The organism is Psychrobacter pulmonis (assembly GCF_904846465.1).
Lineage (GTDB): Bacteria > Pseudomonadota > Gammaproteobacteria > Pseudomonadales > Moraxellaceae > Psychrobacter > Psychrobacter faecalis.
Window position 1 is genome coordinate 789289 of the sequence record NZ_CAJHAT010000001.1, and the last position, 26194, is coordinate 815482.

General features: G+C 45.2%; 20 protein-coding genes. 11 read left to right on the top strand and 9 right to left on the bottom strand.

Features of this window, described 5'->3' with window-relative positions; translation table 11 throughout:
- Positions 1–55 precede the first annotated feature (55 nt).
- Positions 56–1429 carry a bifunctional phosphopantothenoylcysteine decarboxylase/phosphopantothenate--cysteine ligase CoaBC gene (gene coaBC, locus JMX70_RS03400; protein ID WP_201589508.1) on the bottom strand — a complete coding sequence of 458 codons (1374 nt, stop codon included), beginning with the start codon at positions 1427–1429 and terminating at the stop codon, positions 56–58.
- Positions 1430–1557: 128 nt separating this feature from the next.
- Here coaBC and radC point away from each other — a divergent pair, with 128 nt between their 5' ends.
- The 3 genes from radC (at position 1558) to JMX70_RS03415 (ending at position 7246) form a co-directional block, all read left to right on the top strand.
- Positions 1558–2241: a RadC family protein gene (gene radC / locus JMX70_RS03405; RefSeq protein WP_201589511.1), complete on the top strand. Its 684-nt coding sequence runs from the start codon at positions 1558–1560 to the stop codon at positions 2239–2241.
- 303 nt (positions 2242–2544) lie between these two features.
- On the top strand, positions 2545–5454 hold the full coding sequence (locus tag JMX70_RS03410; protein WP_201589513.1) for an acyl-CoA dehydrogenase: 2910 nt from the start codon (positions 2545–2547) through the stop codon (positions 5452–5454).
- A gap of 418 nt (positions 5455–5872) precedes the next feature.
- A complete protein-coding gene (locus tag JMX70_RS03415) occupies positions 5873–7246 on the top strand; it encodes a dicarboxylate/amino acid:cation symporter (RefSeq protein WP_201589515.1) in 1374 nt (457 codons plus the stop codon).
- A gap of 206 nt (positions 7247–7452) precedes the next feature.
- Here JMX70_RS03415 and JMX70_RS03420 read toward each other — a convergent pair whose 3' ends face one another.
- Entirely contained in the window at positions 7453–8208 is a 756-nt protein-coding gene (locus tag JMX70_RS03420) for a TSUP family transporter (RefSeq protein WP_201589517.1), read from the bottom strand.
- 498 nt (positions 8209–8706) lie between these two features.
- Here JMX70_RS03420 and nhaA point away from each other — a divergent pair, with 498 nt between their 5' ends.
- Complete coding sequence (nhaA, locus tag JMX70_RS03425) at positions 8707–9909, top strand: Na+/H+ antiporter NhaA (protein ID WP_201589519.1); 1203 nt, start codon at positions 8707–8709, stop codon at positions 9907–9909.
- A 103-nt stretch (positions 9910–10012) separates the two neighbouring features.
- Positions 10013–11419 (top strand): oxygenase MpaB family protein, encoded by a 1407-nt coding sequence (locus tag JMX70_RS03430; protein ID WP_201589521.1) that lies wholly within the window; start codon positions 10013–10015, stop codon positions 11417–11419.
- 257 nt (positions 11420–11676) lie between these two features.
- Here JMX70_RS03430 and JMX70_RS03435 read toward each other — a convergent pair whose 3' ends face one another.
- Positions 11677–12414 carry an NUDIX hydrolase gene (locus tag JMX70_RS03435; RefSeq protein ID WP_191690288.1) on the bottom strand — a complete coding sequence of 246 codons (738 nt, stop codon included), beginning with the start codon at positions 12412–12414 and terminating at the stop codon, positions 11677–11679.
- A 122-nt stretch (positions 12415–12536) separates the two neighbouring features.
- On the opposite strand from JMX70_RS03435, the gene JMX70_RS03440 reads away from it, so the two are divergent.
- Both JMX70_RS03440 and JMX70_RS03445 read left to right on the top strand, forming a co-directional pair.
- Positions 12537–13052, top strand: coding sequence for an HPP family protein (locus JMX70_RS03440; RefSeq protein WP_227514902.1), 516 nt, complete (start codon positions 12537–12539; stop codon positions 13050–13052).
- 352 nt (positions 13053–13404) lie between these two features.
- Positions 13405–13968: an NUDIX hydrolase gene (locus JMX70_RS03445; RefSeq protein ID WP_144297815.1), complete on the top strand. Its 564-nt coding sequence runs from the start codon at positions 13405–13407 to the stop codon at positions 13966–13968.
- Between the two features lie 121 nt (positions 13969–14089).
- Here the strand turns inward: JMX70_RS03445 and JMX70_RS03450 are convergent, their stop codons facing one another.
- Entirely contained in the window at positions 14090–17155 is a 3066-nt protein-coding gene (locus JMX70_RS03450; protein ID WP_201589523.1) for an insulinase family protein, read from the bottom strand.
- A 392-nt stretch (positions 17156–17547) separates the two neighbouring features.
- Here JMX70_RS03450 and JMX70_RS03455 point away from each other — a divergent pair, with 392 nt between their 5' ends.
- The gene (locus tag JMX70_RS03455) at positions 17548–18009 is read left to right on the top strand and encodes a universal stress protein (RefSeq protein ID WP_068403584.1); all 462 of its coding nucleotides are present in this window, start codon (positions 17548–17550) and stop codon (positions 18007–18009) included.
- A gap of 139 nt (positions 18010–18148) precedes the next feature.
- On the opposite strand, the gene JMX70_RS03460 is transcribed toward JMX70_RS03455, so the two are convergent.
- Positions 18149–19081: a LysR substrate-binding domain-containing protein gene (locus JMX70_RS03460; RefSeq protein ID WP_201589525.1), complete on the bottom strand. Its 933-nt coding sequence runs from the start codon at positions 19079–19081 to the stop codon at positions 18149–18151.
- A gap of 196 nt (positions 19082–19277) precedes the next feature.
- Between JMX70_RS03460 and JMX70_RS03465 the strand changes: the two genes are divergently transcribed.
- Positions 19278–20360: a YeiH family protein gene (locus tag JMX70_RS03465; RefSeq protein ID WP_201589528.1), complete on the top strand. Its 1083-nt coding sequence runs from the start codon at positions 19278–19280 to the stop codon at positions 20358–20360.
- A gap of 185 nt (positions 20361–20545) precedes the next feature.
- On the opposite strand, the gene cspE is transcribed toward JMX70_RS03465, so the two are convergent.
- From cspE to JMX70_RS03485, 4 genes are all read right to left on the bottom strand, one after another.
- Positions 20546–20755 carry a transcription antiterminator/RNA stability regulator CspE gene (gene cspE, locus JMX70_RS03470; protein WP_068403593.1) on the bottom strand — a complete coding sequence of 70 codons (210 nt, stop codon included), beginning with the start codon at positions 20753–20755 and terminating at the stop codon, positions 20546–20548.
- A gap of 287 nt (positions 20756–21042) precedes the next feature.
- Positions 21043–21465: a YbaN family protein gene (locus JMX70_RS03475; RefSeq protein WP_201589530.1), complete on the bottom strand. Its 423-nt coding sequence runs from the start codon at positions 21463–21465 to the stop codon at positions 21043–21045.
- A 165-nt stretch (positions 21466–21630) separates the two neighbouring features.
- Positions 21631–21774 carry a hypothetical protein gene (locus JMX70_RS03480; RefSeq protein WP_201589532.1) on the bottom strand — a complete coding sequence of 48 codons (144 nt, stop codon included), beginning with the start codon at positions 21772–21774 and terminating at the stop codon, positions 21631–21633.
- A gap of 67 nt (positions 21775–21841) precedes the next feature.
- Positions 21842–24811 (bottom strand): valine--tRNA ligase, encoded by a 2970-nt coding sequence (locus JMX70_RS03485; RefSeq protein ID WP_201589541.1) that lies wholly within the window; start codon positions 24809–24811, stop codon positions 21842–21844.
- A 251-nt stretch (positions 24812–25062) separates the two neighbouring features.
- Between JMX70_RS03485 and JMX70_RS12440 the strand changes: the two genes are divergently transcribed.
- Both JMX70_RS12440 and JMX70_RS12445 read left to right on the top strand, forming a co-directional pair.
- A complete protein-coding gene (locus JMX70_RS12440; protein ID WP_227671150.1) occupies positions 25063–25587 on the top strand; it encodes a hypothetical protein in 525 nt (174 codons plus the stop codon).
- The gene (locus JMX70_RS12445; protein ID WP_265089123.1) at positions 25545–26168 is read left to right on the top strand and encodes a formate/nitrite transporter family protein; all 624 of its coding nucleotides are present in this window, start codon (positions 25545–25547) and stop codon (positions 26166–26168) included. The genes JMX70_RS12440 and JMX70_RS12445 overlap by 43 nt, the downstream gene beginning before the upstream one ends.
- Positions 26169–26194: the final 26 nt, after the last annotated feature.

Genomic DNA, 26194 nt, shown 5'->3' on the forward strand with positions numbered 1-26194 from the left:
CGACTGACATTGACAACAGCGCAATCAGCATTACTAGACCGTTTCTTATGATTAATTATGCTTGATGACGTTGCCAAATCGTCTCACCAATAATGGTCGCCAACTGCTCAGCAATCTCATCTTTACTTGCCTTTTCAAGAATCACATTATCGTGTTCATAACGCTCGGAGAAAAACACTTGCATGGCATTATCGTCACTGGCAAAACCAATATCGGCGCGCGAAACGTCATTACAAGCGATCAAATCCAAATCTTTAGATAGCAGCTTGCCACGCGCATAGCGCTCGACATCTTGCGTTTCTGCTGCAAAACCCACGACAAACAGCTCAGGATGGGCAAGTGAAATCGTCGCTAGGATATCAGGGTTTTTAACCAAGCTTAGCGTCATAGCATCTTGCGTTTTTTTGATTTTTTGCGGCGCCGCTTCTTCAGTACGATAATCAGCAACTGCGGCGGTAGCAATAAAGATATCAGCAACTTTTACGCTGTCATCGGTGATAATCTCAGCATGTTCATGTTGATGCTCTTCACCGCAACCACAGTCATCGTGATGATGAGAATGGTCATGGCTATGTTCATGAGGATGCTCATCAGCGTCTTCAGGCAAATACTGTAGCGCACTATGCGTGCCATCAACGCATTGCTGTGCGGCTTTCAACATATCTTGCGCTGATAACACATCGATGCGCGTGACATTAAGTGGTGTTGGCAAGGCAACTTTGCCACCAGCAATCAAAATCACGTCGGCGCCAGCGGCCACGCAAGCACGGGCTAAAGCAAAACCCATTTTGCCAGTAGAGTGATTGGACAAATAGCGCACCGGATCGATACCTTCTACGGTCGGCCCTGCGGTAATTACCACGCGTTTACCTGCCAATAACTGTGGCGTGGTTTGCATGGCCGTAAATAATTGCACTTCCGCTAATAAATCCTCAGGCTCAGGCAAGCGCCCTGCTCCGACGTCACCGCATGCCTGCTCGCCGCTGGCTGGTGCAATAATTTGATAATTCATATCACGCAGGGTTTGCACATTGAGATTCACCGCTGGGTGCGCCCACATTTGCTGATTCATCGCTGGCGCAATGATAACCGGCGCAGTCGTTGCCAAGCAGACCGTAGTCAATAAATCATCTGCCATACCCATCGCCAGCCGCGCTAAGGTATTGGCAGAAGCAGGCGCAATGACAATCAAGTCTGCCCATTTAGCAAGCTCAATATGACCCATACCCGCTTCTGCTTGCTCATCAAGTAATGAAATATGCACCTCATTACCCGTCAAAGCCTGCAAGGTCAGCGGCGTGATAAAGGCTTGCGCGCCTGTGGTCATAATGACGCGCACATTAAAGCCCGCCTTAATAAGTAGACGGGCAAACATAGCAGATTTATAAGCGGCGATACCGCCAGTGATAGCAAGCACAATATTTGACATAAGCATGGCATCAATAAAAAAATGAAAGATAAAAATTGCGCTTATAGTAACAATTATGCGATAAGTTAGGGGAAGTTTTGTAGATTTATCTCAGTTATCTGGCATCCATCCTTTATTAAGGAGTAACAATGGCAATTAAAGACTGGCACGAAGATGATAGACCGCGGGAAAAACTGCTGAAATTTGGCGCCGCTCACTTATCTGATGCCGAGATATTAGCGATATTTTTGCGCACAGGCACCCAGTCGCAATCGGCCATTGAGCTTGCCCGTCACTTGATAGAGCAGTTTGGCAGCCTAGCTGAGCTGTTGGCTGCCCCAAAAGAGACGGTGCTTGCTTGTCACGGTATCGGTCCCGCTAAGTACGCGCAGATTCTAGCATCGCTTGAGATGGGTACGCGCTATTTGGACAGTCAGCTTAAAACTGGTCATGCACTTGGGCGCTCGCAAATGGTCAAAGACTATATCAGCACCCAACTGCGCGGTGAGTCTCGTGAAGTTTTCGCCGTGCTGTGTTTGGATAATGCATTAAACCTCATCAATTTTGAGATACTATTTACTGGCGGGATTTCCTCTTGTTCGGTTTGCATCAAACATGTGTTACGCCATGCGTTGAGCCACGCTGCCAGTCAGCTTATCGTTGCTCATAATCATCCTCATACTGACGCTACCCCCTCAACAGCCGATAACCTACTCACTTATGAGCTAAAAAAAGCCTGCGACTTAATAGATTTATCATTGGTTGACCATATCATCGTCGGGCGCAATGAAACGCTCTCGTATGCTGAGAAAAGCCTAGCCCCCTTTGACTAGCGACTTCTGTCTGACGCTTGATACATATTATCGACATAGCGTAGCATTTTGGCTCTTGATAGTTATAAACAACTGTTTCATATTGGTAGCTTACTTTATTTTTGCTCTGTGAGCTTTTATATAGTAGATATCAACAAGCTTAAGTTTTAAATAAAGTCCAACACAGATATTCAATTTGTAGCATAAATGAGCTTGTTCTAAGCCCAGCTATAATGAAAAATTAAAATAATAAGTCACATTATTGCATTTTTTTATTCACTTAAATTTTACGCTGGTGTATGCGGCGTTAGCAAGGAGACAGTCATGGCCATTGGCTTTTTTATTTTGGCAATCCTCATTCAGTTAGCCATGGTCTTGGCCATCTTTTTATTATCCTTATCGCGTGTCACCGGTAGTATCGTCGCCCTTGTTACCGTCCTCGTCACCGCCTTTATCAGTCCATGGTCGCTCATCTTAGGCATACCGATTGCATTACTGTGCTTGGTGCTGCTGCTCACTCCGCTGCGTCAGTCATTGATTACCAAGCCCGTTTATAAAGCTTTGGGCGGCGCCATGCCAAGCATGAGTGATACCGAACGTGAAGCGCTCGATGCTGGTACCAGTTGGTGGGAAAAAGAGCTGTTTATGGGCGCGCCAAATTGGGATACCTTTGCTAAATACCCGTATCCTGAATTGTCAGAAGAAGAACAAAGCTTTATTGATAATGAAGTCGAAGTGCTGTGCGCGATGCTTGATGAGTGGAAAATCCACCACGAAGATAAAGAGTTGTCTCCAGAAGCGTGGCGCTTTATCAAAGACAATGGCTTTTTGGGCTTAATCATTCCAAAAGAATACGGCGGACTGGAATTTAGCTCGTATGCGCAAAGCCGCGTGATGAGTAAAATCGCCTCGCGCTCACCAACCGCTGCCGTTACTTGCATGGTGCCAAACTCACTTGGCCCTGGTGAGCTTTTGATGCATTATGGTACCGATGCACAAAAGCAACGCTGGCTACCGGGCCTTGCCAAAGGTGATGAAATCCCCTGTTTTGGTTTGACCGGCCCTGAGGCGGGTTCTGACGCTGGCGCAATTCCTGATACGGGCGTGGTTTGCTATGGCATGCATAAAGGCGAGCAAGTGCTTGGTCTGCGCATGAATTTTTCTAAGCGTTGGATTACCTTAGCACCTATTGCTACCGTCGTTGGCTTAGCCTTTAAAATGTATGACCCCGAAGGTCTGCTTGGCGACCCTAAAAAGACCGATTACGGTATTACCTGTGCGCTGGTGCCTGCCAGTCACGAAGGCGTGATTACCGGCCCGCGGCACAATCCAGTTGGCTCGCCGTTTATGAATGGGACGGTCGATGGCACTGACGTCTTTATTCCGCTCGATTATATTATCGGCGGCGTCGAAAATGCTGGTCGCGGCTGGCGGATGCTGATGGAATGCTTGGGCGTCGGTCGCGGCATCTCCTTGCCAGCGCTGTCAACGTCGGCCAGTGAAGTTGCCTATTTGTCCGTTGGGTCGTTTGCAAAAGTACGTGAGCAATTCAAAATTTCGATTGGTAAATTTGAAGGCATTCAAGACGTGACCAGCAGCATGGCAAGTAACACTTACATGCTTGAAGCGTTTCGTCATTTAGTCACCTGTGGACTAAACCAAGGTGGCACGCCATCAGTCATGACGGCAATGGCAAAATACTATGCGACTGAAACCATGCGTGACGTCATTAACGACGGCATGGATGTCGTCGGTGGTCGCGCCGTACAAATGGGCCCGCGTAACTTTTTAGCGATTCCTTATCAAGCCATCCCTGTTTCTATTACCGTTGAAGGGGCTAATATCTTGACGCGCTCGTTAATGATTTTTGGTCAAGGGGCGATGCGTTGCCACCCTTACCTATTTGATGAGCTGCAACTGCTGCAAAGTGACGATAAAGAAGGCGCGCTTAAAGAGTTTGATAATTTATTCTTTAAACATTTGGGCTATACCTTTAATCGCGGCGCCAAAGCCTTTGTCGCCGGTTATGTCGGTGGTAGCAGTCATGCGCCAAACTTTGCCGATAGCTTTACCCGCCCTTATTATAAAGACATCAATCGTTTGAGCGCAGGATTTGCCCTAACCGCTGATATGGCATTAGGCTTACTCGCGGGTGATTTAAAACGTAAAGAGATGCTCTCTGGGCGCTTAGCTGATATCCATTCGCATCTATTTATCTGTACAGCGATTTTGCAATTTTACGAATACGGTTCTAAATCAGAAGCGGAGCGCTTACATGCAGAAGTGGCGCTAAAAAATAGCCTTTACACCATTCAAGAAGCCTTTTTATCTTTGTTTGCCAACTTCCCAAATCGCATGGCGGCAAGCGTAGTCAGCTTCGTCACTTTCCCAAGCGGTCGTATCTTTGCCCCAGTGAGCGACGAGCTCAAACGCAAATTAGGCGATACCTTTATGGAGGACTTTGAAGCCAATCCATTCCGCGATTACCTTAAAACCATGGTGTATTACAACACCGAACCTGATGATGTCATGGGGCGTATGGAAAACGCCTATCAAACCTTGCTCGAAGTAGAGCCTTTATGGCAGAAATTTAAAAAGGCGGAGCATAAAGACCATTTCGAGGGTCTGACTTTTGAAGATCATGTGGTTTATGCTAGCCAAAATGGTGATATTACCGAAGCAGAGGCGGAGCAGCTGATTCGCTATAATGCCATACGTTTTGATTCCTTATTAACCGATGTCTTTGATAAACATTTAGCCGCAGCGCAACCTCGCGATAATCCGCACAGTTTGGATAATGCGGTACATAAACTCACCGATTACGCGCAGTTAAAAAACCAAGCACAAGCAAGTAACGGCGTTGCGACAGATGATTCTGCGCAGACAGCTGATGCGGTCATAGCCGATAAGCAAGAATCAACGGGCGATGACAACCCTGACCACGGCTATGAAAGCGATGGTGATGTCAAAATGGTCAGTGAGCAAGACACGGTCGAAGAAGTGCAAGAACAAGCCGACTTTAAGGATACAAATCCTGATGCAGAATCGCTTGATCCGCGGCGCCGTGATGCAGAAACCCATCTGAGCGAGCGTATGAGCTATAACCATAGCCTGCATAAAACGGACTCGCATGCTGACAAAACACAGAATGAGATAGAAAACGGCGTAGAAAAATCTGACAATCATGCTGAATGGCAAGATGGTCTACGTCGTGACGAAAATGACAAGATATAAAAAGGTGTGAAGTCATTGCGGTTTTAAACGGTCACGATATAAAACCGCTAAGACCAACCTTTGCTCATAATCGGTTCGCCCTTAAGCGAGATTATTCAATATGAATGGTCTTGCTTTTTTGTTTATACCCCGACTACTACCAATAAATTGACTCAAAAATTGCTTATATCATTCAATTTAATCTAAAAATTTTTGCCGATAAATAAAATTAAAATACCGTGCGTTTATTCTCTTACCCTGTTTTAGTCATAAATATTTCTTGCAGTTACCCCAACAATTCTTTTATATTGTCCCCAAAATCTGACTTCAGAGACAGATAACAAACTTTTAGACGTAACGAAAATAGGCATAAAAACGATACTTATATACTAGGTAGCGTATTTATGGCTGCGCGTTACGGCAACCAAGGACAGTAGTTATGTGGAAGAATATGGGATTAACGGGCAAGATTATTGTTGCCATGGTGCTGGGTATCATACTGGGTTTATTTATAAACTACTCAGGATTAAATACCGAAGGCAGCTTTGTTAGTGACTATGTGACCAATGGCTTATTTGCCATTATCGGTAAGCTGTTTGTTAACTCGCTAAAAATGCTGGTTGTGCCCTTGGTACTGATTTCGCTTATTTGTGGGGTTTGCGGCATCGGTGATATTCGCTTGCTTGGTCGTATCGGCACCAAGACCTTTTTTATCTATATGATGACAACAGCGCTGGCTATTGCGACGGCGATTGGTCTTGGGGTTTTGTTTGGCATCGGTAAAGGCATGGATATCGAGACGGAAGCGGCATTTGAAGCGCAGTCAGCACCGCCTCTGCTCGATGTATTCTCCAATATTATCCCATCTAACCCCATCAGCGCGATGGCAAATGGCGATATGTTATCGATTATTTTCTTTGCTATCTTAATCGGAATCAGTATCTTGATGGTTGGTAAGCCTGCCAAAGGCTTGGTGCAAAGCTTGGAGCTTATTAACGAAGTCATCTTAAAAATGGTGACCATCATCATGAACCTTGCGCCTTATGGTGTGTTTGCGCTACTAGCAAAAGCCATGTCAGAGCTTGGCTTAGACCTTATTTGGTCGCTGCTTGGTTATGTTGCAGTATTGATTGGCTCGCTTGCCTTCCATTTCTTTGTGACCATGATGATTGTTCTGAAGCTGGCTTCAGGCCTCTCGGTGCGAACCTTTTTAACAAAAATGCGCGAAGTACAGATTTTTGCGTTTAGTACTTCAAGCTCAAACGCGACGATTCCGATTACCTTGCGTACCGTTACCAAACGCATGGGGGTCAATAACTCTGTTGCGTCGTTCACGGTACCATTTGGTGCGACCATCAACATGGATGGCACCGCCATCATGCAGGGAACCGCGACCATTTTTATTGCCAATATTTATGGTATTGATTTGGGTGTGACCGACTATCTAGTCGTTATTCTGATGTCCGTGCTCGCCTCTGTCGGTACGGCAGGCGTGCCAGGTGTTGGTTTAATTATGCTTTCGATGGTATTTGCACAAGTAGGCTTACCAATCGAAGGTATCGGCCTTATCTTGGGGGTCGACCGTATCCTTGATATGTTACGTACCGCCGTCAACGTCAGTGGCGATGCTGCCGTGACCGCTATCGTCGCCAAGTCAGAAGGTAAGATGGATCTAGCCATTTATAACGATCCTGATGCGGGTACAAAAGACGTTTTCGATGGTCATATCGATGAAAACAGCGAGCGCGAATTCTCTGAAGTCTTTAGCGATGGCATTATGGGCAGTGAATACGACGATATTAAACATGGTTAGGCCAAGCATGGCTGGTGGGTAATATCAATTAGTCACTTATAAAAATGCATAATAAAAACCTCAGCCAAATGGACTGAGGTTTTTTTCTGTCTTGAGTAAGGTTTGGAAATTGATATATAGACGAAATAACTTAAGGCTGTGACGATTCTGCTGGAATAAAGCTTTCTCAATTTATAAAGACTATCTTAACCTCAAAATAACTATCGTTAACCAAGCACATATTTGGTTAGCATTGCCAAACAAACCAACACAATCATCGGACGAATAAGTTTACTGCCGCCTTTAACGACCATATGCGAGCCAAAATACGCGCCGATCGTCTGCCCAACCATCATTGCCAGTCCCACTTTCCACAGCACATTACCGCCCAAGATAAAGAAAATAAGCGAGCCGATATTGGTAGATAAATTGAGCACTTTTGCTGCGCCCGTTGCTTCGATAATTTGGCGACCACGCAGCGCCACATTTCCTAAAGCAAAAAACATCCCCGTACCCGGTCCCATATAACCATCATAAAACCCTATCAAAGGCGCTACTACTTTTTGCCACGTGCCTTCTGAGATACGTGGTGCGGCCTCAACTTCACCTAGCCTTGGGGCAAATAAGGTATAAATACCAATCGCCGCAATCAAAAACGGAATCAGTTTTTCTAACAAATCAGGCGGCGACAACTGTACGGCAATCGTCCCAATAACCGAACCAATAAAAGCGGCGATGATCGCAAATTTGATACTTTTAGGCTTGATAACACCTTTTTTAATCATGGTAATAGACGCCGCGAGCGCACCTGATGCCGCTTGCAACTTATTGGTGCCCAAGGTTAGCACGGGCGGGATATTGGCAAGCAGCATGGCAGGAATGGTCAATAAACCGCCACCGCCCGCGATAGCATCGATAAAACCTGCCAGCGCCGCAACCGCCGCCAGCATTAAAATAATCTCGATAGAGAGCGATATGTCCATGACACCGACCTTGAAAATTTATGACATAAAAAAAGCAAGCCTGAAAAAATCAGGCTCAGAATACGTTGGTTGATAAAATAGCGGCTATTTTTTTAATCGATACCACTCTTTCATCAGTACCAAACTGGATATGAGGATTTGCTTAACGGCGCTCATTATAAAGATAAAAATGTAAAAAAAGCCAAAAACCTAACAAAGTCTGCTAGATTTGTCATATCGACTGTCTTATCGATATATCCTTTGACAATCGTTGAGTCTTCAAGGAAGAAGCATAAAACCGTTAACGTATTTAATTGTTTATATGAATAAAATTGTGAGAAACTAGAGACACCTATTTGTTATATCAATCTATGTCACTATTATCTATGTCATTATTAATGGTGGTCTATCGCTTAACTATGCTGAGTAGTCCTGAGCTGAACTAAGCAAACCAAATAACAATAGGTACTTGAAGTTCTTGAATGATTTAGCACGTTTTATTTAGTTAATGAGGATAATATGGCAATACAAAGAATCAAAGCATTTTTCAACCTCGAGGCGTCAGGCGGCATTGTCTTAGCGCTGGCAGCTATGGCGGCAATGATTATTGCCAATACCCCTCTGAATACTTGGTATGAATCCTTTATTCATGCCCCCGTTGTCATTCAAATCGGCAGCTTTGCGATTGCAAAAGACGCCCATCATTGGATCAACGATGGTCTGATGGCAGTGTTCTTTTTCTTGGTCGGTCTTGAGCTCAAACGTGAAGTACTCATCGGCGAGCTCTCGAACGTCAAACAAATTATCTTACCAGCTGGCGCGGCATTGGGCGGCATGATTATGCCCGCTATTGTCTACTTGCTTTTTAACTATAATGAGCCTGAGTTTTGGAAAGGTTGGGCAATTCCGGCGGCGACCGACATTGCCTTTGCCCTTGGTATTTTAAGCCTACTTGGCAATCGTGTACCAAACTCACTCAAAGTCTTTTTGGTATCCATCGCTATTTTTGATGATATTGGTGCTATTTTAATCATCGCTTTATTTTATACCAGCGACTTATCACTTGGTTCATTGGCTATCGCCGCTTTGTGTTTACCGTTCTTATATCTACTCAATCGCCGTAACGTCACCAGCATTACCCCTTACATATTAATCGGGGTGATTATGTGGATTGCCGTGCTCAAATCTGGCATTCACGCAACCTTAGCTGGGGTGGTACTCGCGTTATTCATTCCGTTATTTGACCGTACTGACCCTGAACACTCCCCACTTGAAGAGCTCGAGCACGACTTACAAAACACCGTATCTTACGGGATTCTGCCATTATTTGCCTTTGCCAACTCAGGTATATCGCTCAAGGGCGCAGGCTTTGCAGAGCTATTTCATTCCGTGCCATTGGGTATTGCTGCCGGACTGTTTATTGGTAAACAAGTGGGCGTGATGCTCATGTGCTGGTTAATTTTCAAATTGGGTATTTCCACTATGCCAAAAGGCATGAACTTTAAGCAAATCTACGGCGCAGCGTTACTTTGCGGCGTTGGCTTTACCATGAGTTTGTTTATCGGCGGCCTTGCTTTCGGTGGCGCGACACCATTATTTGATGAGCGCTTAGGTATCATTATGGGTTCAATCGTGTCTGGTATCGCAGGTTACTTGATGCTAAAAGCCACCTTAAAAGAAGAGGTCAGCAATACCTCGGTGGACTTAACCCATCATTCTTAAGCACTCATTAAGCGTGAGCGACTTATAGCTATCACGCTAAATAAGTCGCTTAATGCGCTTAAGATGAGTGGATAAAAGCAGACGATATAAAGTAGCTAATCATATGGATCCCATCGATATCGCTAAAGAAAATGCCAAAGCCAATAGCGCCAGCGCTCGGCAAAAAGCTGACCCTAACCCGGCAATTCACGCTTACCAACGCCATGGACGCACGACGGCGATTGACGACCATAGCGACCTACAAGTCTTAAAGCGCATTAAGCGTTATTTATTGCCAAAAGACTTTGTTATCTCGCAAGAGTTATTGCAGGAAATGGTTGCCGGCTACGATATTGGCGATCCACTAGCCGATGCGTTGGCCGCTGACGGTATTCGTTTTACCAAGCCTTTACAGCAATTTATCTTAAGCGATAGTAATGGTGGCGATAGTAATAGTAGCGATAGCAATGGCAGCAGCTTCGATGCTACCTTTCTAAGCAACCCTGCATTTAATACCTTAACCGAGCAATTTAGCAGCCATCCTGCTTGGTTTGACCCCAAGCTTGCACAAATCGGCGCAGTTGCTTACCGACGTTATCCGCTGATGCTCATTTGGCTGTTGCGTAATGTCGCGCTAATGGCCGGCTATAGTATCCCTGCCCTCTCCCTACCGCTCATTCAAACGGGCGCCTTAATGCACGATGCCCTACCGCGTTTGATGCGTACTTATGCTTACATCTTAGCCGTCTCTGAACACCCACAACTAAATTCTAGCTCTTATAATAACCGTCAACCGATTGAGCAGGTATTGGCAATTGGCTCAGAAGGCTGGCGGCAGTCTATCAAGGTGCGGCAAATTCACACGACGGTGCGGCAAAACTTGCTCAAAGGTAAAGGTAATGCCGCTAAAGGTGTCATACCCGATGCCGACCAACACCACAATGTAGATGGCAGCTGGAACACCGACTATTGGGGTATTCCTATCAATCAAACCGATATGATTGCTACCCATTTGCAGTTTTCATTATTGATTATGCGTGGGCTACGGCTGCTTGGCGCCCGTATCAGCGGCGAGGAAGCAGAAGGTATCTTACATCTCTGGAATCTTGCCAGCTATTGGATGGGCGTTGATTTACAGCGCTTACCGAAGGATGAAGCCGCTTGTTGGGAATGGCTTTATACCTATTTATCAATTCAGCAGCTTGATTTTAAAATGGGGCAACCATTAGCCAAAGCCTTGCATGATTTGCCGCGTCAGCTGATGGGCGAAGACAATCGACGGGGGCGTTTCGTTGAGATGGTCAATGCTAGCGTGACCCGTACTTTGGTCGGCGATGATATCGGCGATGGGCTGGATTTGCCAAAATCAAAAATCCGCTTTGGCGTCTTATCGTCAGTGCCGATTCTCTTTGCGCTCGATACGGCACGCCAACACAATCAAAGTGTGGCTGAAAAATTAGAAGCCTTCCGTGCTAAACGCCAAGATAATATGAATTGGTGGTTAAAGAAAAACGACGATTATTATAAATAACTTGTGCTAATTACAGATACTCTAAGAAGAATAATCACTCAGTATTAGATAAAACCAATAACGAATAATATTATGCAAATCTATAACCATAACCAGAGGGCATAAGTCGAATATTATTAGTAGTAAATAGAATATATCAAGCCATTATCAACCGCCTCTACAATAACTATAATAAATCCGCAAAAGACGCGCTTGGTTTGATTAGAAAATGGTTTTACTGTAGACAATTCAATAAATCACCGCAAGCGACTGACGTATTAATTACGCGTATCTTGAATGCGGTAATACCACTCAAGCTGCCGATCAAAGCCCGTCTCTAGCAAGCTGGCGATGACGCGTCCTGTCAGACCCCATATTGTTTCGCCATCTACTTGCCAGCTTGGCGTGAGGATGGTCGCGGTCTGATCTTGCATCGTATACTCTATCGCATACTCAACGGTAGGCTGCGTCAGCAAGGTTTCAAAATCTGCCCAAAAAATACGCGAGATTTCATCAAGCTCCGGCACTAACAATAAATCTGGCGCAATTAGCGCCACAATAGGACGCACACTCATGCCACTTTTAGAGGTTTGAATCGGTAATTGACCAAGTAGCTGCACTTTATTGGGTGGTAGCGCGGTCTCTTCGCAGGCTTCACGCAAGGCGGTGATGACATTATTACCGTCACCGGCGTCATGTTTACCGCCTACGCAAGACACTTCGCCAGCATGACTGTTCATATGCGCAGCGCGGCGCGTCAGTAGCAGCTTTGGATGGCGCTCATGAGTGATGGCAACCAATACCGAGGCATCAGCAATCGGTGTCTGATACAGACTCTCTAAAATACGCTCGCTAAGAGAAGTATGAGAGCTATGGTATAACGCAGGATTGGTGACCGCATTTAAGGTCTCATGCTGCACGCGTTCCGCAAGTTTTCTAATAGTGGGATAGCGAATAAAGTCTGGCACAGCGACGGAAAATTCATCGAAATGGACAGACTGCGGGGGGAGTAACATTATTATTGCCCTATGTTTTTATCAGTATCAAGCATCAATGCCGTTCAACATAAATAACCATTAAATAAGATGCTGATTACGCAAGTAAGCACTTTAAGATTACATGTTTTTAGGAAATATTTGTGGATAAGATTTTTTCATTAAATAAAATGCAGGGCAAAACCGATGATTGCCCGCAAAGATTGCCATTAATTATCATTGCCCTTGCTTGGGTTGGCGGTACTTTCGCCACCGCCATACTGGCGCTACTGGGCAGCTGGCAAAATGTCGCCATGATTTTGGGCTCATTTGGTGCCAGCTGTTTGCTTATTTTTGCGTATCCAGAGAGTCCATTTGCTCAGCCTAGAAACATCGTTGGCGGTCATCTTATCACCACTTTTACGGGTCTATCGTTCTTGACCTTGTTTGGTATCGAGTGGTGGAGCTTGTCGCTGGCGGTCGGTACAGCGATTGCGCTGATGCTATTGCTGCGCGTGCCGCATCCACCCGCAGGCTCTAATCCACTAATCGTCATGCTCGGCGGCGTCAACTGGCATTTTTTAGTCACCCCTACGCTAATCGGTGCGCTTGCCTTGGTCGCAGTGGCGCTGATTTATAACAATATCGGTCGCGGCCGCCATTATCCGCGTTATTGGTGAATCCACCCTTCAATATACAGCCATTATTTATTATTTAACATCAGTCTAGTCTAGACTAACGCAATCTAAAAGCGGCTGCATATACTTTATGTGACTGGACTGATGCGTAATCGCAGCGCTGACAATGACGCTTCAAAAGCCTTATTTCATAAACGTAAGCCTAGCTACCATCAGTTTAGCAAAAATGTGTGCTTTTTATTATCACGGCCAGTGCGATGGAAATTTGTGTTATCTTAGGCATCATAGCTATGATGCCAGCTGACAAGCGAACGTCATAACATAAGAATTACAATTCTTACAACATCGATAACCTTTTTTCCATCTTTCGTTTATCTTATATAAGGCAGTTGATATGCGCTATTGTCTACAATGCGGCCATGAAGCAGAACGCAAAATACCAGCCACCGATAATATGCCGCGTTTGGTATGTCCAAACTGCAATTATATTCACTACGAAAATCCAAAAGTGATTTGTGGCTCACTGGTCGTGCACAAAAACAGAGTGCTGCTATGCCGCCGTGCAATTGAGCCGCAATATGGCTTATGGACGCTGCCTGCAGGCTTTATGGAAAACGGCGAAACCATGGCAGAAGGCGCGGCGCGTGAAAGCTTTGAAGAGGCGGAAGCAGTGGTTATCAACCCGCATTTATATTGCTTATATGATATCCCCGATATCGGGCAAATCTATAGCATTTATATCACCGAGTTAAAAGACGGCGCTTACGGTATTGGCTCTGAAAGTCTGGACTGCGCGTTATTTGCTGAGGAAGACATCCCTTGGGATAAGCTTGCCTTTGAAGCCGTGCGCCGTACCTTAAAAAGCTACTTTGCCGACCGCAAGGAGTTTGACGACCATAACGACTTCCCTATTCATCAAGATTTGATTGGCAAAGACCAAGCGATTAAGCGTTATTAATACAACTTTTTAAAATACTTACCGATAATAAAAACCGCCTCTTTCAATACAAACACTGAGAGCGGCGGTTTTTTTATACAGTCAATGATTTGCGATGACTGTTTTTGCGCTAAATTAACAACTAGCTTTTAATTTTACAAACGTTAAAACCTAACTCTTTTACGGCTTCTTCTTTATCATACGGCGCTAGTACCGCTCGCACGTGTTTTTGACCTTGCAGATATTGCTTAGCGACGCGCTGCAAGTCAGCAACCGTCACAGATAATATCGCCGCGCGCATTTTACGCTGCCAGTCGACGCCGCGATGATGCAGATTGGCAAAGCAGGCTTTTACCGCTTCACCTGCTGGAGAGCCTGGTTTATCCATGCCTGAGATAATACCCAAAATCGCTTCTTCTAATTGCTCATCGGTTTGCGGCTCGTTTAATAGCCATTCGATACTGGCATCAAAATGGGCAAAGGTTTCGGCACACTGCGGATCGCGATAGCTAAAGAACTTAAAGGCACAAGCATTGGCATCGTAACCTGCGCCGCCGCCATAAGCACCGCCGCGCTCACGAATGGCACTATGCAAGTAACCATTGCGCAGATACGGCGCCAACACCATTAAGGCTGCCGTATCAGGATGGTCGGCGGCTGGTACAGTATAAGCGCTGGCATTATGATAAACGTTGGTTGGCACTAGCCACGCCAAATCGTCAGCAGTAACCTCTTCTAATTGAGCGCCATCATTCTTACCATTGAGCGCCGAGTCTAACTGTAAATCTGCAAACTCACTTGGAATGCTCGCTTCAATAGCCGTTTCAGTATGGCTTAATTTTTCCGCAATTTGTGACGCTTTACTGTTTTTCCAGCTCTCAACGATTAAGTTACTTAAACGTTCAGTTTGCTCGGCTTCACAGATAATGACGGCGTGTTTCGGCAAACTTATTATACGCTGATGTAAATCCATCAAACTGCTTGCCAATTTATCCCACTGCCTATCGTCACTACTGGCGTGGGTTAAGAAGTCTTTTAGCGCGTTCAATGCTGGCAGCCCGCTACGCACATATTCTAACTGCGCTTGACGGCTCATGCCGCGACTGGCGGTTTGCATAGCATACGAATGCCCAGAACCGGCAAGGTTTGATTGCCAACCAGCTGCGCGCTGCTGCAAAATCTCTTTAATACGGTTATGCTCGCTAAAGACGCTGTGCTCCATGACTTCTTTAAGCAAATCAATGGCTTCAGGCTTACGATTTAGCGCGCGTGTAGCGACGACGAAGTAGCTGCTAATCGCTTGGCTATCATCGATATTGGTACGCTGGCTGATACGCGCCGTCACTCCTGATGAATGCGCCGCTTGCTTGGCCTGCATTTCATGAGCGCTTAGCGAGTCCGTGCCCAGTTCTGACAATAAGCTTAAATAGATCGGCAATAGCGGATGATTGATGACTTCATTAACCGGTAGCTCGCTGGTGTCTTGATTACCAATCGCATCGGTCAATGGCACTATCACTTGGTAATAATACAAGCCATTGGTACCGGCTTCATATTCAAATAAGGTGCTGTCTTGCCCGCTTAAATTTACTTGTTTTTGCGTGCCTTGTTTAAAGCTGATATCGGTTGGCACGTCTTCTAGACCAACTTTTGGCAATAAGCTTAAATCATCAGGCGCAGCTTGGCGCGCTGCCAAATCAAGCGCTTGCTGTTTTAAGATAGCTTTATCATCAGCGGTCAAATCCATCGCAATGGTATCAAGACGGGTTTGCTCAGCGGCTGCCAAACGGGCAGTTTTTTCGCTATCAGGCGTCAACGTGACACGGACACGATGCTGATTATCGAGCAAATGGGTCTTTATTAAATTCGGTAACCACTGTTCGTCTTTGACTTGCTCACGCAGCCATTGCAAGTGCTCATCAACTTCCCACACATCGATAGGGTTGCCATCATGAATCGCCGTGCTAAAGCCCTCTAACATAAGGTTTAAACCATACGGCATGCTATCACCGCCGATATGGCGCTGATCAATCTCGATTTGGTGCAAAATGGTTTCGATGGTTTCATCATCAATCGGATTGCTCGCCACCTCTTTAAGTAAATCAAGAATGCCCTGCTCTACCGCTTCGGCATGCTCAGGGTTTGAACCGCGCAGACCGGTATAAAAGACCATTTCATAATGACTGTCATCGAGTCCCAATAGCGGACTCGGCGCTTTACCAAGCGGATGGCTGTCCAAATACGCACGCAGGGGCGAACCAGCATGCTCAACCAACACGCCTTCTAATAGACGCAGTGCTAAACGCTGCTTGGGATCGGTAATCGATGGCAATAACCACGCCACCACATGATGCGTTTGGTCTGGACCGGCTTCGTCAGCGGTATAAGTATCAACCGCGCTAATTGGTGCAGACAGACGTTTTTCTGGACGCGAGACGTGCTTTTTACCCGCTTCAAACTGAATCAAAGCATCTTCATGAATTTTTGCTTGCGTCTCAGCGACCGGAATATTACCAAAGCTCATGATCACGCTGTTTGACGGATGATAATGACTCTGATGAAATTCAACCAGCTCATGATGGGTCAAATCAGGAATATCAGCAGGATCGCCGCCCGAATTATAATGATAGGTCGTCGTTGGGAACAAATGATGGGCGACCGTATGATACAACTGATCAATCTCGCCGCTCATTGCGCCTTTCATCTCATTGAACACAATGCCTTTAAACTGCGGCTTATCGTTTTCGTCTAACTCAACGCGGATGCCTTCTTGGGCAAAATCCAGCGGATGAATATTGGGGAAAAACGACGCATCAAGATAAACGGCCAGCAAATTAAAGTAGTCGTTTTTATTTTGGGTCGCGTACGGATACGCCGTCCAATCGGCGGCGGTCATGGCATTCATAAAGGTGTTTAATGAACGTTTAATCATCGAAAAGAACGGGTCGCGGACAGGGAACTTTTCAGAGCCACACAAAGCCACGTGCTCTAAAATATGCGCCTCACCTTTTGAGTCCATTGGCTGAGTACGAAAGCCGACCAAAAAGGCATTTTCATCGCTTGGATGGGCCAAATGGTAATGCATTGCGCCCGTCTTGATGTGTTGGCTTATCAATACGTCCATCGACAATGCATCGATATGACGGTGCTCAAGCAGCTCAAACGCTGGATGTAGGGTTAAATCAGCGGTAAATGGCGTGTCAGTCATAGTTGTCCTTATAGAGTAACCTGATAGCTTCTTCGTTAAGCGCTCATGTGGCCGTTAACTGATAAAGCATCTCAGGATAAACAATCAAAAATGGAAAGGTTTATATTTATAAAATTGATTGGTCTAAAATTAATAGCGTTGTAAAAGTTATAAAAATAGCCGTGTTATAAAAATATAGGTAATCTTTAAATAGAATGGCAATTAACAGCTAAAAAGGATTTGCCTAACGAAACTAGATGGGGCTTAGGGCTTGATAAGTCAAGATAGCGCTAGGAGAAAAATAATAACGCTTCAACAATACATCATAAAGATAGTGTGGATTTAACAAAGCCTACTTAACAGCAGTCAGTAGTAGTGCTATAGTTGAAATCATCTGTCAAAAGGAGCAGCTCATGAGTTACGAACATATTTTATTGGTCACCGACTTGATGTCCGACGCTGATGTGGTCGCCCAAAAGGCCAAACGTATCGTCGAGAATCGTCCGAACGCCAAATTATCGGTATTACATATCGTCAAAGATACCATGGTCGGCTTTGGCTATGAGCTGGTGCCTGCCTCAAGCTTATACGATGAAATCGATGATGAACGCTGCCAAGAAGCGCGCGCCAAACTGGCTCAGTTTTTGGAGCGTAATGACTTGCACGCGGTCAACTCTGAAGTAACAACCGCTATCTCTAACAGTGAGGGTATCGTCAATTATTGCCATAAGCATGACGTTGATTTATTGGTCATCGGTCGGCATGAGCGCCACGGTATCTCGGCTTGGCTAAGTGGCGCGACGGCAGATAATATCTTGCCAAACGTCCCATGCGACAGCTTAGTGGTGCGACTCGATAAACCCGTTAATAAATAACGCTAAGAACAGACTTAACATAATTCCCAAGTTATTAAAAAAGCTCATTGAGAAAAGCGTACTGTGTGACAGTGCGCTGTTTTATTATCCATCAAAATAGTAGAGACTCTATCCAATACCTCTATGTTTACTACTAAAATCAATCTTCTGTCAAAATATCAATAAAACTCTGCCAAATGGGGCTTTGATGACGCGCTTTATGCCACACCAGCCACCACGTGCGCGCTAAATCAATACCTGCTACTTTCACCTGCACCAGCTCTGCTTTATCCAATTCTGCTTGAATGACATACTGCGATAAGCAGCCAAGCCCAATATCGGCGCTGACCATATGCTTAATGGCTTCTGACTGCTGAATTGCCATGACAATCTCGGCATGCGGTAGATGCTGCAATAACTGCTCATCGATAATCTGCCGCGTCCCCGAACCTGCCTCTCGTACCAGTAATGGCAGCCTTGCCAATCGTTCAACGCTGAGCTCATAGCATTTTTCTTTATGGTTATAGTCCATGTTTGCCAGCCATTTACTATGAGATTTAGCAAATACCATCAAGGTATCGGTCCGCCAAGCGCGCTGCTCAATCACTTTCATATCTGTCGGGCGCGGCATACCTTCTACAAGCGCAATATCGATATTTAATTGCTCAACCTCGCCGACCACTTCTTGGGTATTGGCAATATACATATCGATATGGGCATCGGGTAGCGCTTCGTATAATTTGGCAAGCAGCGGCGGCAATACATAATTACCGATAGTCGTGCTAGCACCAATATGAATCTGCCCTGCTTGATGCTTATGATAATGCTCAAGCGTTAAAGCTTGTCCCAAAATCGCTTGCGCCTGTATATAGATAGGATGGGCGTTTGGATGCTGATTGAGCCTGCGCCCGACGCGCTCAAATAGCGGCATTTGTAACCGCGCCTCCAGCTCAGTGAGTGCACTGCTGACCGCTGACTGCGATAAATGCAGCGCTTCACTGGCACGGCTGGTACTGCCAGTTTGATAAATACTGACAAACACCGATAGCTGCTTAAGGGTAATCTTCGGCTGCGTCTGAACGGTCTTTTTCATAATGTCTCTGACATCCTATACAAACTATAAAATTCTAAAAAATCATTTAATATCAGAAACTACTTACTAACCTAATAAATCGATGGCTTATATCTTATTAATCTGTTTTTATTATAAATCGGTTTGTCTTATACTGTCTATTCATAAGCTTATGCTTATTTCGATTATAGATGATAAAAAATAGGATGCGTACGATATGAACGCAGTGGCACAAACCATGAATAATTACTTCCCGCATAATCGTCATGCGATGGGACTTATCGTCGTGCTGATTGGGAGCTTGTTTTGTTTGTGGTTAAATATCAGCCTAGACACATGGTCAAATGGACAAATTGTTGGTCTGTCATCGTTGACGCTAGCAATTTTACTTGGCATGGTACTTGGCAATACGATTTATCCAAATTTTTCTGATCAATTAAGTGCGGGTGTTGGTTTTGCTAAAGGTCAAATACTGCGCCTAGCCATTATATTTTACGGTTTTAAACTGACTTTAACCCAAGTCACAAGCGTTGGTATGCCCGCCGTAATGACTGATGCATTGGTATTAACCTCAACGTTTTTACTTACCTATTGGCTCGGTACAAAGTGGCTTAAAGTCGATAAGCAAACGACGCTATTGATCGGCTCAGGGGCAAGTATTTGTGGCGCTGCAGCGGTAATTGCCGCAGAACCCGTGGTCAAAGCCGAAGCGCATAAAGTCACCATTGCCGTTGCCACCGTGGTGGTCTTTGGCACGATTGCCATGCTGCTCTATCCATTTTTATATCAACTTGGCTGGCTACAACCTTGGCTAAACGCTCAGCAATACGGCATATATACCGGTTCAACCATTCATGAAGTGGCACAAGTAGTGGTCGCTGGTAACGCCGTCAGCACCGAGGTTGGCAATACCGCGGTCGTCACAAAAATGATACGAGTGATGATGCTGGCACCTTTCTTATTGATTTTATCGTTTGCCTTAACCAAAACCAGTAGTGATAATGGCGAAAAGCCGTCTTTCATAAATCGTGTGCAACAAGTGAAAGTCCCTTGGTTTGCCTTTATCTTTATTTTGGTGGTGGTATTGCATACGTGGATACCGATGACGGCAAGCTTTGAGCAGAGCATGGTCATGCTTGATGATGTCTTATTGACGATGGCAATGTTTGCCCTTGGTTTGACCACCCATATGAGTGCCATTAAACAAGCTGGCGTCAAACCATTGATACTTGGGGCGATTATGTTTACTTGGTTAATCGTTGGTGGCGGCTTGATCAATATTGGCATCGCTTCACTGTAAAAAAGCTATTTACGCACCAATAAAACTAAAAATGCCGACGATTATCACTATAATCGTCGGCATTGTTGTTCTAAGACTTTACTATTTATTTATCAAAAGCAATAAACATAAATAATAGGTGAAAAAAAACGAACCCTAAGGCTCGTTTTTTTATTCATCTAGCTCTAATTGTCTATAAAGACAAATTAGATAGCAACGATGTTATGTGCTTGTGGGCCTTTTTGGCCTTGAGTTACAGTGAACTCAACTTCTTGGCCTTCAGCCAAAGTTTTGAAACCTGAACCAGTGATTTCGCTGTAATGAGCAAAAACGTCTGCGCCGTTTTCTGGAGCGATGAAACCAAAGCCTTTAGCTTCGTTGAACCACTTAACTGTACCTTTTTGAACGTCTGACATAGTCATAACCCTGATATTTAATTTATTTTTGGCCTAATTGGCCGATAACGCTTGCAAATAGCTACTGAACGATAAATATTAAAACGAAGGATTATAACTAATACTACGAGGTAATGATTTGGTGCAGAACTGCTCTTAAGCTTGGAGGTATTATAGGTGGCCTAGCGCAGTATCGCAAGCCTTATCTTATCTTTAGTGTAACAAAGCGCAATTATTGGCTATTTTTTGCACTTATTTGCTTTATTTTTAGACAATTAACAAAAATTTTAAGCATTTAACCGCTAAGTCTAGGCATTCGGCAAACGGAATAAATATATGGCGACGCCAGTGCAAATCGCTGCTACTAGCCACGCCATCCACACCATATCCGCTGGCAGACGATAAAATAACATTGATATCGATAGTGTCATCATAATCGTTGCTAACCACTTCGCATATAGCGGTACGGCACGGCGCTCTTCCCAATCGCGAACAAACTTACCAAAATACTTGTGATTAATGAGCCAAAAATGAAAACGTCGTGAGCTACGTGCCCAGCAACCTGCTGCCAGTAATATAAAAGGCGCGGTCGGCATCACCGGTAATAATGCACCGATAATTCCCAATACAAAGAATATCCAGCCAAATATCAAAAATGCCCAACGCACCGCGGGGCTATTGTGCTGATTGGTCTTTGGTCGATAATAAAAGGCTTTTTCTGGTTGGGTCATGGGAGTTTATCAGTCAGTGTTAAATATTAATTTATTAGATTTGCTCTACTTATATAAGCTATCAAAGATAAAGAAATTAATAACTGAGTACAAGACTGATTTTGCACGGTTTTGCTGCCGGTACGTAGCTTATTTAGCGATTAGGTAAATATAAATCGTTCTTCTCTACGATTTGGCAGGATAGCTTTCCCAGTACTCAGCGATTGCCTGTGGAAAACAGTATTCTTTTGCTTTAACACCAATAGCCAATGGGACTAATATGGATTTGCTCACGCCGCCGATACTGTCACAAGCGGTATCAGTAGGCACGTCATAAACGCTATCACAGTTGTGACAGCGCTCTTAATTGATATAGATACCTACACCTACTTTGCAACTACAACGCTTTTAACTCTTCCATCTGCGCTGTCATCGCCGTCAGCTGCCCTTCTAGCTCAGCCAGTTTCGCCTTTTCAGCATCAACTACTTCGGCTGGCGCTTTACTGACGAAGCCTTCATTACCTAGCTTACGCGCGATGCCTTCGGCTTGACCTTTCAACTTATCATATGACTTGCCCAAACGAGCCAGCTCAGCCGTTGGATCGATTAGCCCTTTCATGGGTACAAGTACCCGTAGCTGACCGACCATACTTGATGATGACAATGGCACTTCATCGCTTTCTTTGACGATCTCTAGGCTCTCAACTTTGGCAAGCGCTTTAAACTGATTTTTGATGCGTGATAGGCGCGCATCTTCATCAGCAGAGATATTTTGTAGCAGTACTGGCAAGCGTACCGCATTACCGAGTTTCATCTCACCACGGATATTACGCACGCTGGCGATAAGCTCTTGAAGCCACGCCATATCAGCCTCAGTTTGCTCACTGATTTGCGCAGTATCGGTTTGTGGATAGTCAGCAACGACGATGCTGTCGGTGTTTTTACGACCCAATAGCGGTGCCACCGTCTGCCAGATTTGCTCGGTCAAATACGGCATGATTGGATGGCTAAAGCGTAGCGCGGTCTCAAGCACATGCAGCAGCACATAGCGGATTTGCGCTTTACGCTCGCTTGATACCGAGTCATCATTTAGGCTGGCTTTGGCAAGCTCAACATACCAATCACAGTATTCATTCCAGATAAACTCATAAATATCATGGCTGACCATATCGAGGCGATACTGGGCAAAATGCTGATGGATATTGCTAATGGTCGAGTTAAGGCGACTCATGATCCATTTTTCTGGTAATTCCCAAACATCTGCATTGGCGGTCTGGTCAATCGCTTGGGCGTTGCCTTGTTTATCGACACAATTCATCAGTACAAAGCGGCTGGCGTTCCAGATTTTATTACAAAAATTACGATAACCCTCGACACGCTTGAGATCAAAGTTGATATCGCGGCCAGTGCTCGCAAGGGAGGTAAAGGTGAAGCGCAGCGCATCGGTACCGTAAGCTGGGATACCTTCTGGGAACTCTTTACGCGTTTGCTTTTCAATTTTTGCCGCGTCTTTTGGATTCATCATATTGCTGGTACGTTTTTCTACCAGCGCTTCCAGATCAATACCATCAATCAAGTCGATAGGATCTAAGACGTTACCTTTAGATTTGGACATTTTCTGACCGTTACCATCACGAACCAGACCATGCACATAAACAGTCTTAAACGGTACTTGCGGCGTGCCGTCTTCATTTTTCACAAAATGCATAGTCATCATGATCATGCGTGCGACCCAAAAGAAGATAATGTCAAAGCCAGTCACCAACACGCTGGTTGGGTGAAAGGTTTTTAGTACGCGTGGATCAGCGTTCGGATCTGCCCAATCGAGCGTACTAAAGGTCCAAAGTCCCGAGCTAAACCAGGTATCAAGCACATCATCGTCTTGGCGCAATTTAACATCGTCGCTTAGATTATATTTAGTGCGAACTTCCGCTTCATCACGGGCAACATAAATCTCGCCATTCGCGTCGTCATACCATGCAGGAATGCGGTGTCCCCACCACAGCTGACGACTGATGCACCAGTCTTGCAAGTCGGTCATCCACGCCATATACATGTTTTTGTATTGCGCAGGGACAAATTCAATTCGGCCGTCTTCTACCGCATCAATCGCGGGGCCAGCAAGCTTACTGACGGCCACATACCATTGATCCGTCAACCACGGCTCAACGATGGTACCGCCACGCTCAGCACGCGGAGCTTTGAGTGCGTAGTCTTCGATATCTTCTAGCCAGCCTTGCTCACTTGCTTGCTCAACCAAGAATTTACGCGCGGCAAAGCGCTCAAGCCCAGCATAGTCACTTGGCGTCGTCTCCAGCGTTGGCTCACGCGTCTGCAAGTCAGGGTAGACTTCCATGGCTGGTAAGATATTGGCGCGCTCATCAAGGATATTAATCAATGGTAAGTTATGACGTCGACCCAATTCATAATCGTTAAAATCATGGGCTGGGGTGATTTTTACGCAGCCAGTACCAAATTCGATATCAACATAATCATCGGCAACGATAGGAACAATGCGACCAGTGATTGGCAAGGTAATGGTTTTGCCAATCAAGTGCGCGTAACGCTCGTCCTTTGGATTGACGGCAACGGCGGTATCGCCCAGCAAGGTTTCAGGGCGCGTGGTGGCAACGACCAGATAGTCCTTACCATCTTGGGTTGTGATATCTTTCTCAGTGAAGTGATAGCGAAAATGCCACAAGCTGCCCTTTTCATCGACGTTTTCAACTTCTAAATCTGATAGCGCGGTTTGAAATTTTGGATCCCAGTTGACCAAACGCTTTCCACGATAAATAAGCCCATCATCATATAGACGAACGAACACTTCTTTGACCGCATTGGATAAACCATCGTCCATGGTAAAGCGCTCTCGCGACCAATCAACCGAGCTACCAAGGCGGCGAATCTGCGTGGTGATATTGCCGCCCGACTCTTCTTTCCACTCCCACACTTTATCGATGAAATCTTCGCGCGTCATATCACGGCGCTTCAAACCTTGCGCCTCCAAACGACGCTCAACGACCATTTGGGTGGCGATACCGGCGTGATCGGTGCCCGGTTGCCAAAGGGTATTATCACCATCCATGCGATGATAACGGGTTAGTGCGTCCATGATGGCATTGTTAAAGCCATGACCCATATGCAGTGAACCGGTGACGTTTGGTGGCGGCAAGGCGATAGAAAATGACTCGTCTTTATCAAAACTTGGCTTAAAATAACCGCTATCTTCCCAGCCTTGATACATGCCTGCTTCGACATCGCTTGGATTGTAGGCGTTCTCTAATTGGCTTAAGGCAGCCTGAATCGATTGGGTCAGGTTGGTTTTGGTGTTGCTCTTGGGATAGTCAGGGGTATTAGGAGTACTCATAATAGGATGGTCTTTTATTAGAAATGAAGGTGGTCAAACAAAGTTATCGAAAAATAGGGAAAATAATTAATAGAGTGATTTTAACGCAGATAAGCAGATTTTGTTAGATGCTAAGGACATTTATCAGTCTTCAATAGCGGCAGGGGCCAATTTACAACAGTAATCGGCTGAACACTCAACACAATAAACGCTGCGCATACGCTAAAATAAAGAAAAACCTAAATTATCATCAGATAAACAGCGAGCCGACCGTGTCTAAAGATGGCGAGCACAACGATAACAATAATAGTAGCAATAGCAGCCACTTTAAAGCTGAAAAAAAAGAGGATGTACGCTCTATAGCTGCTGAAGAAAACAGCGTTGAAGATAAAGTAGAAGGCGATACTGAGGAGCAGAGCGACTCCGATACCGCAGAAAACTTAGAGGACGAAGATTTCTCTGAGGATATTAGCGAAGAAGACAAAGAGACCATCAAAAAAGTCGCCAACGATGATAATTCCAGCCAAGCAAAAAGCTATGCCAGTATCTTGGTTGAGCAGGTGATGGATGGCAGAGAAACTTTTGAGCGCTCGCTTGGTTCGTTATTTACTAGTGCTTTTACTGCGGGGCTTGAGATTGGTATCAGCTTCTTTATGATTTTATCTGCTTTTGCGCTTTTGAGTGGCGGCTCCCCAGTCATTACGCGATCGTCCTCGCTTCCCTACTTTATCCGATTGGCTTTATTATTGTCGTCATCGGTCAGTCACTATTATTTACCGAACAAACCTCACTGCTGAGCCTGCCTGTTCTCAACAAAATCGAGCCCTTACACAAATTGCTACGCCTTTGGGGCATTGTCATCGCCGGTAACGTCGTTGGTGGCTGTTTATTTGCCGCTTTGATGATCGGACTAGGTTTAAATATGCAGCTGTTTAGCGTCAGTGACATCGATGCCTATGCCGAGCATATCTTAGGGTTTAGATGGTGGGTGATATTTGGTAGCGCCATCTTGGCAGGCTGGATGATGGGCGTTACCGCCTGGCTTGTGACCTCGGCGCGCGATACCCTTAGTCGCATTGTTTTAGTGACCTTGATTTCTGGCAGTATTGGCTTTTTAGGTTTGCATCATAGTATCGTCGGTAATATCGAGATATTATCTGCTTTGCTTTATGGCAATACCGTCAGCTTAGCGCGCTATTTGCTATTTTTGGCGATGATATTGGTTGGTAATACCGTTGGCGGGGTGGTATTTGTCGCAGTCATAAAAAACCGTACCTTCTTGTTTGATATTGCCAAAGCAAAAGAAGAAACTGCCAAAGACAAACCAAATGAAGGCAACAATATAAACAGCCGTATAAATACCCGCCGACCTTATTAACAATAATTAGTAGTAAAATCCTTAAG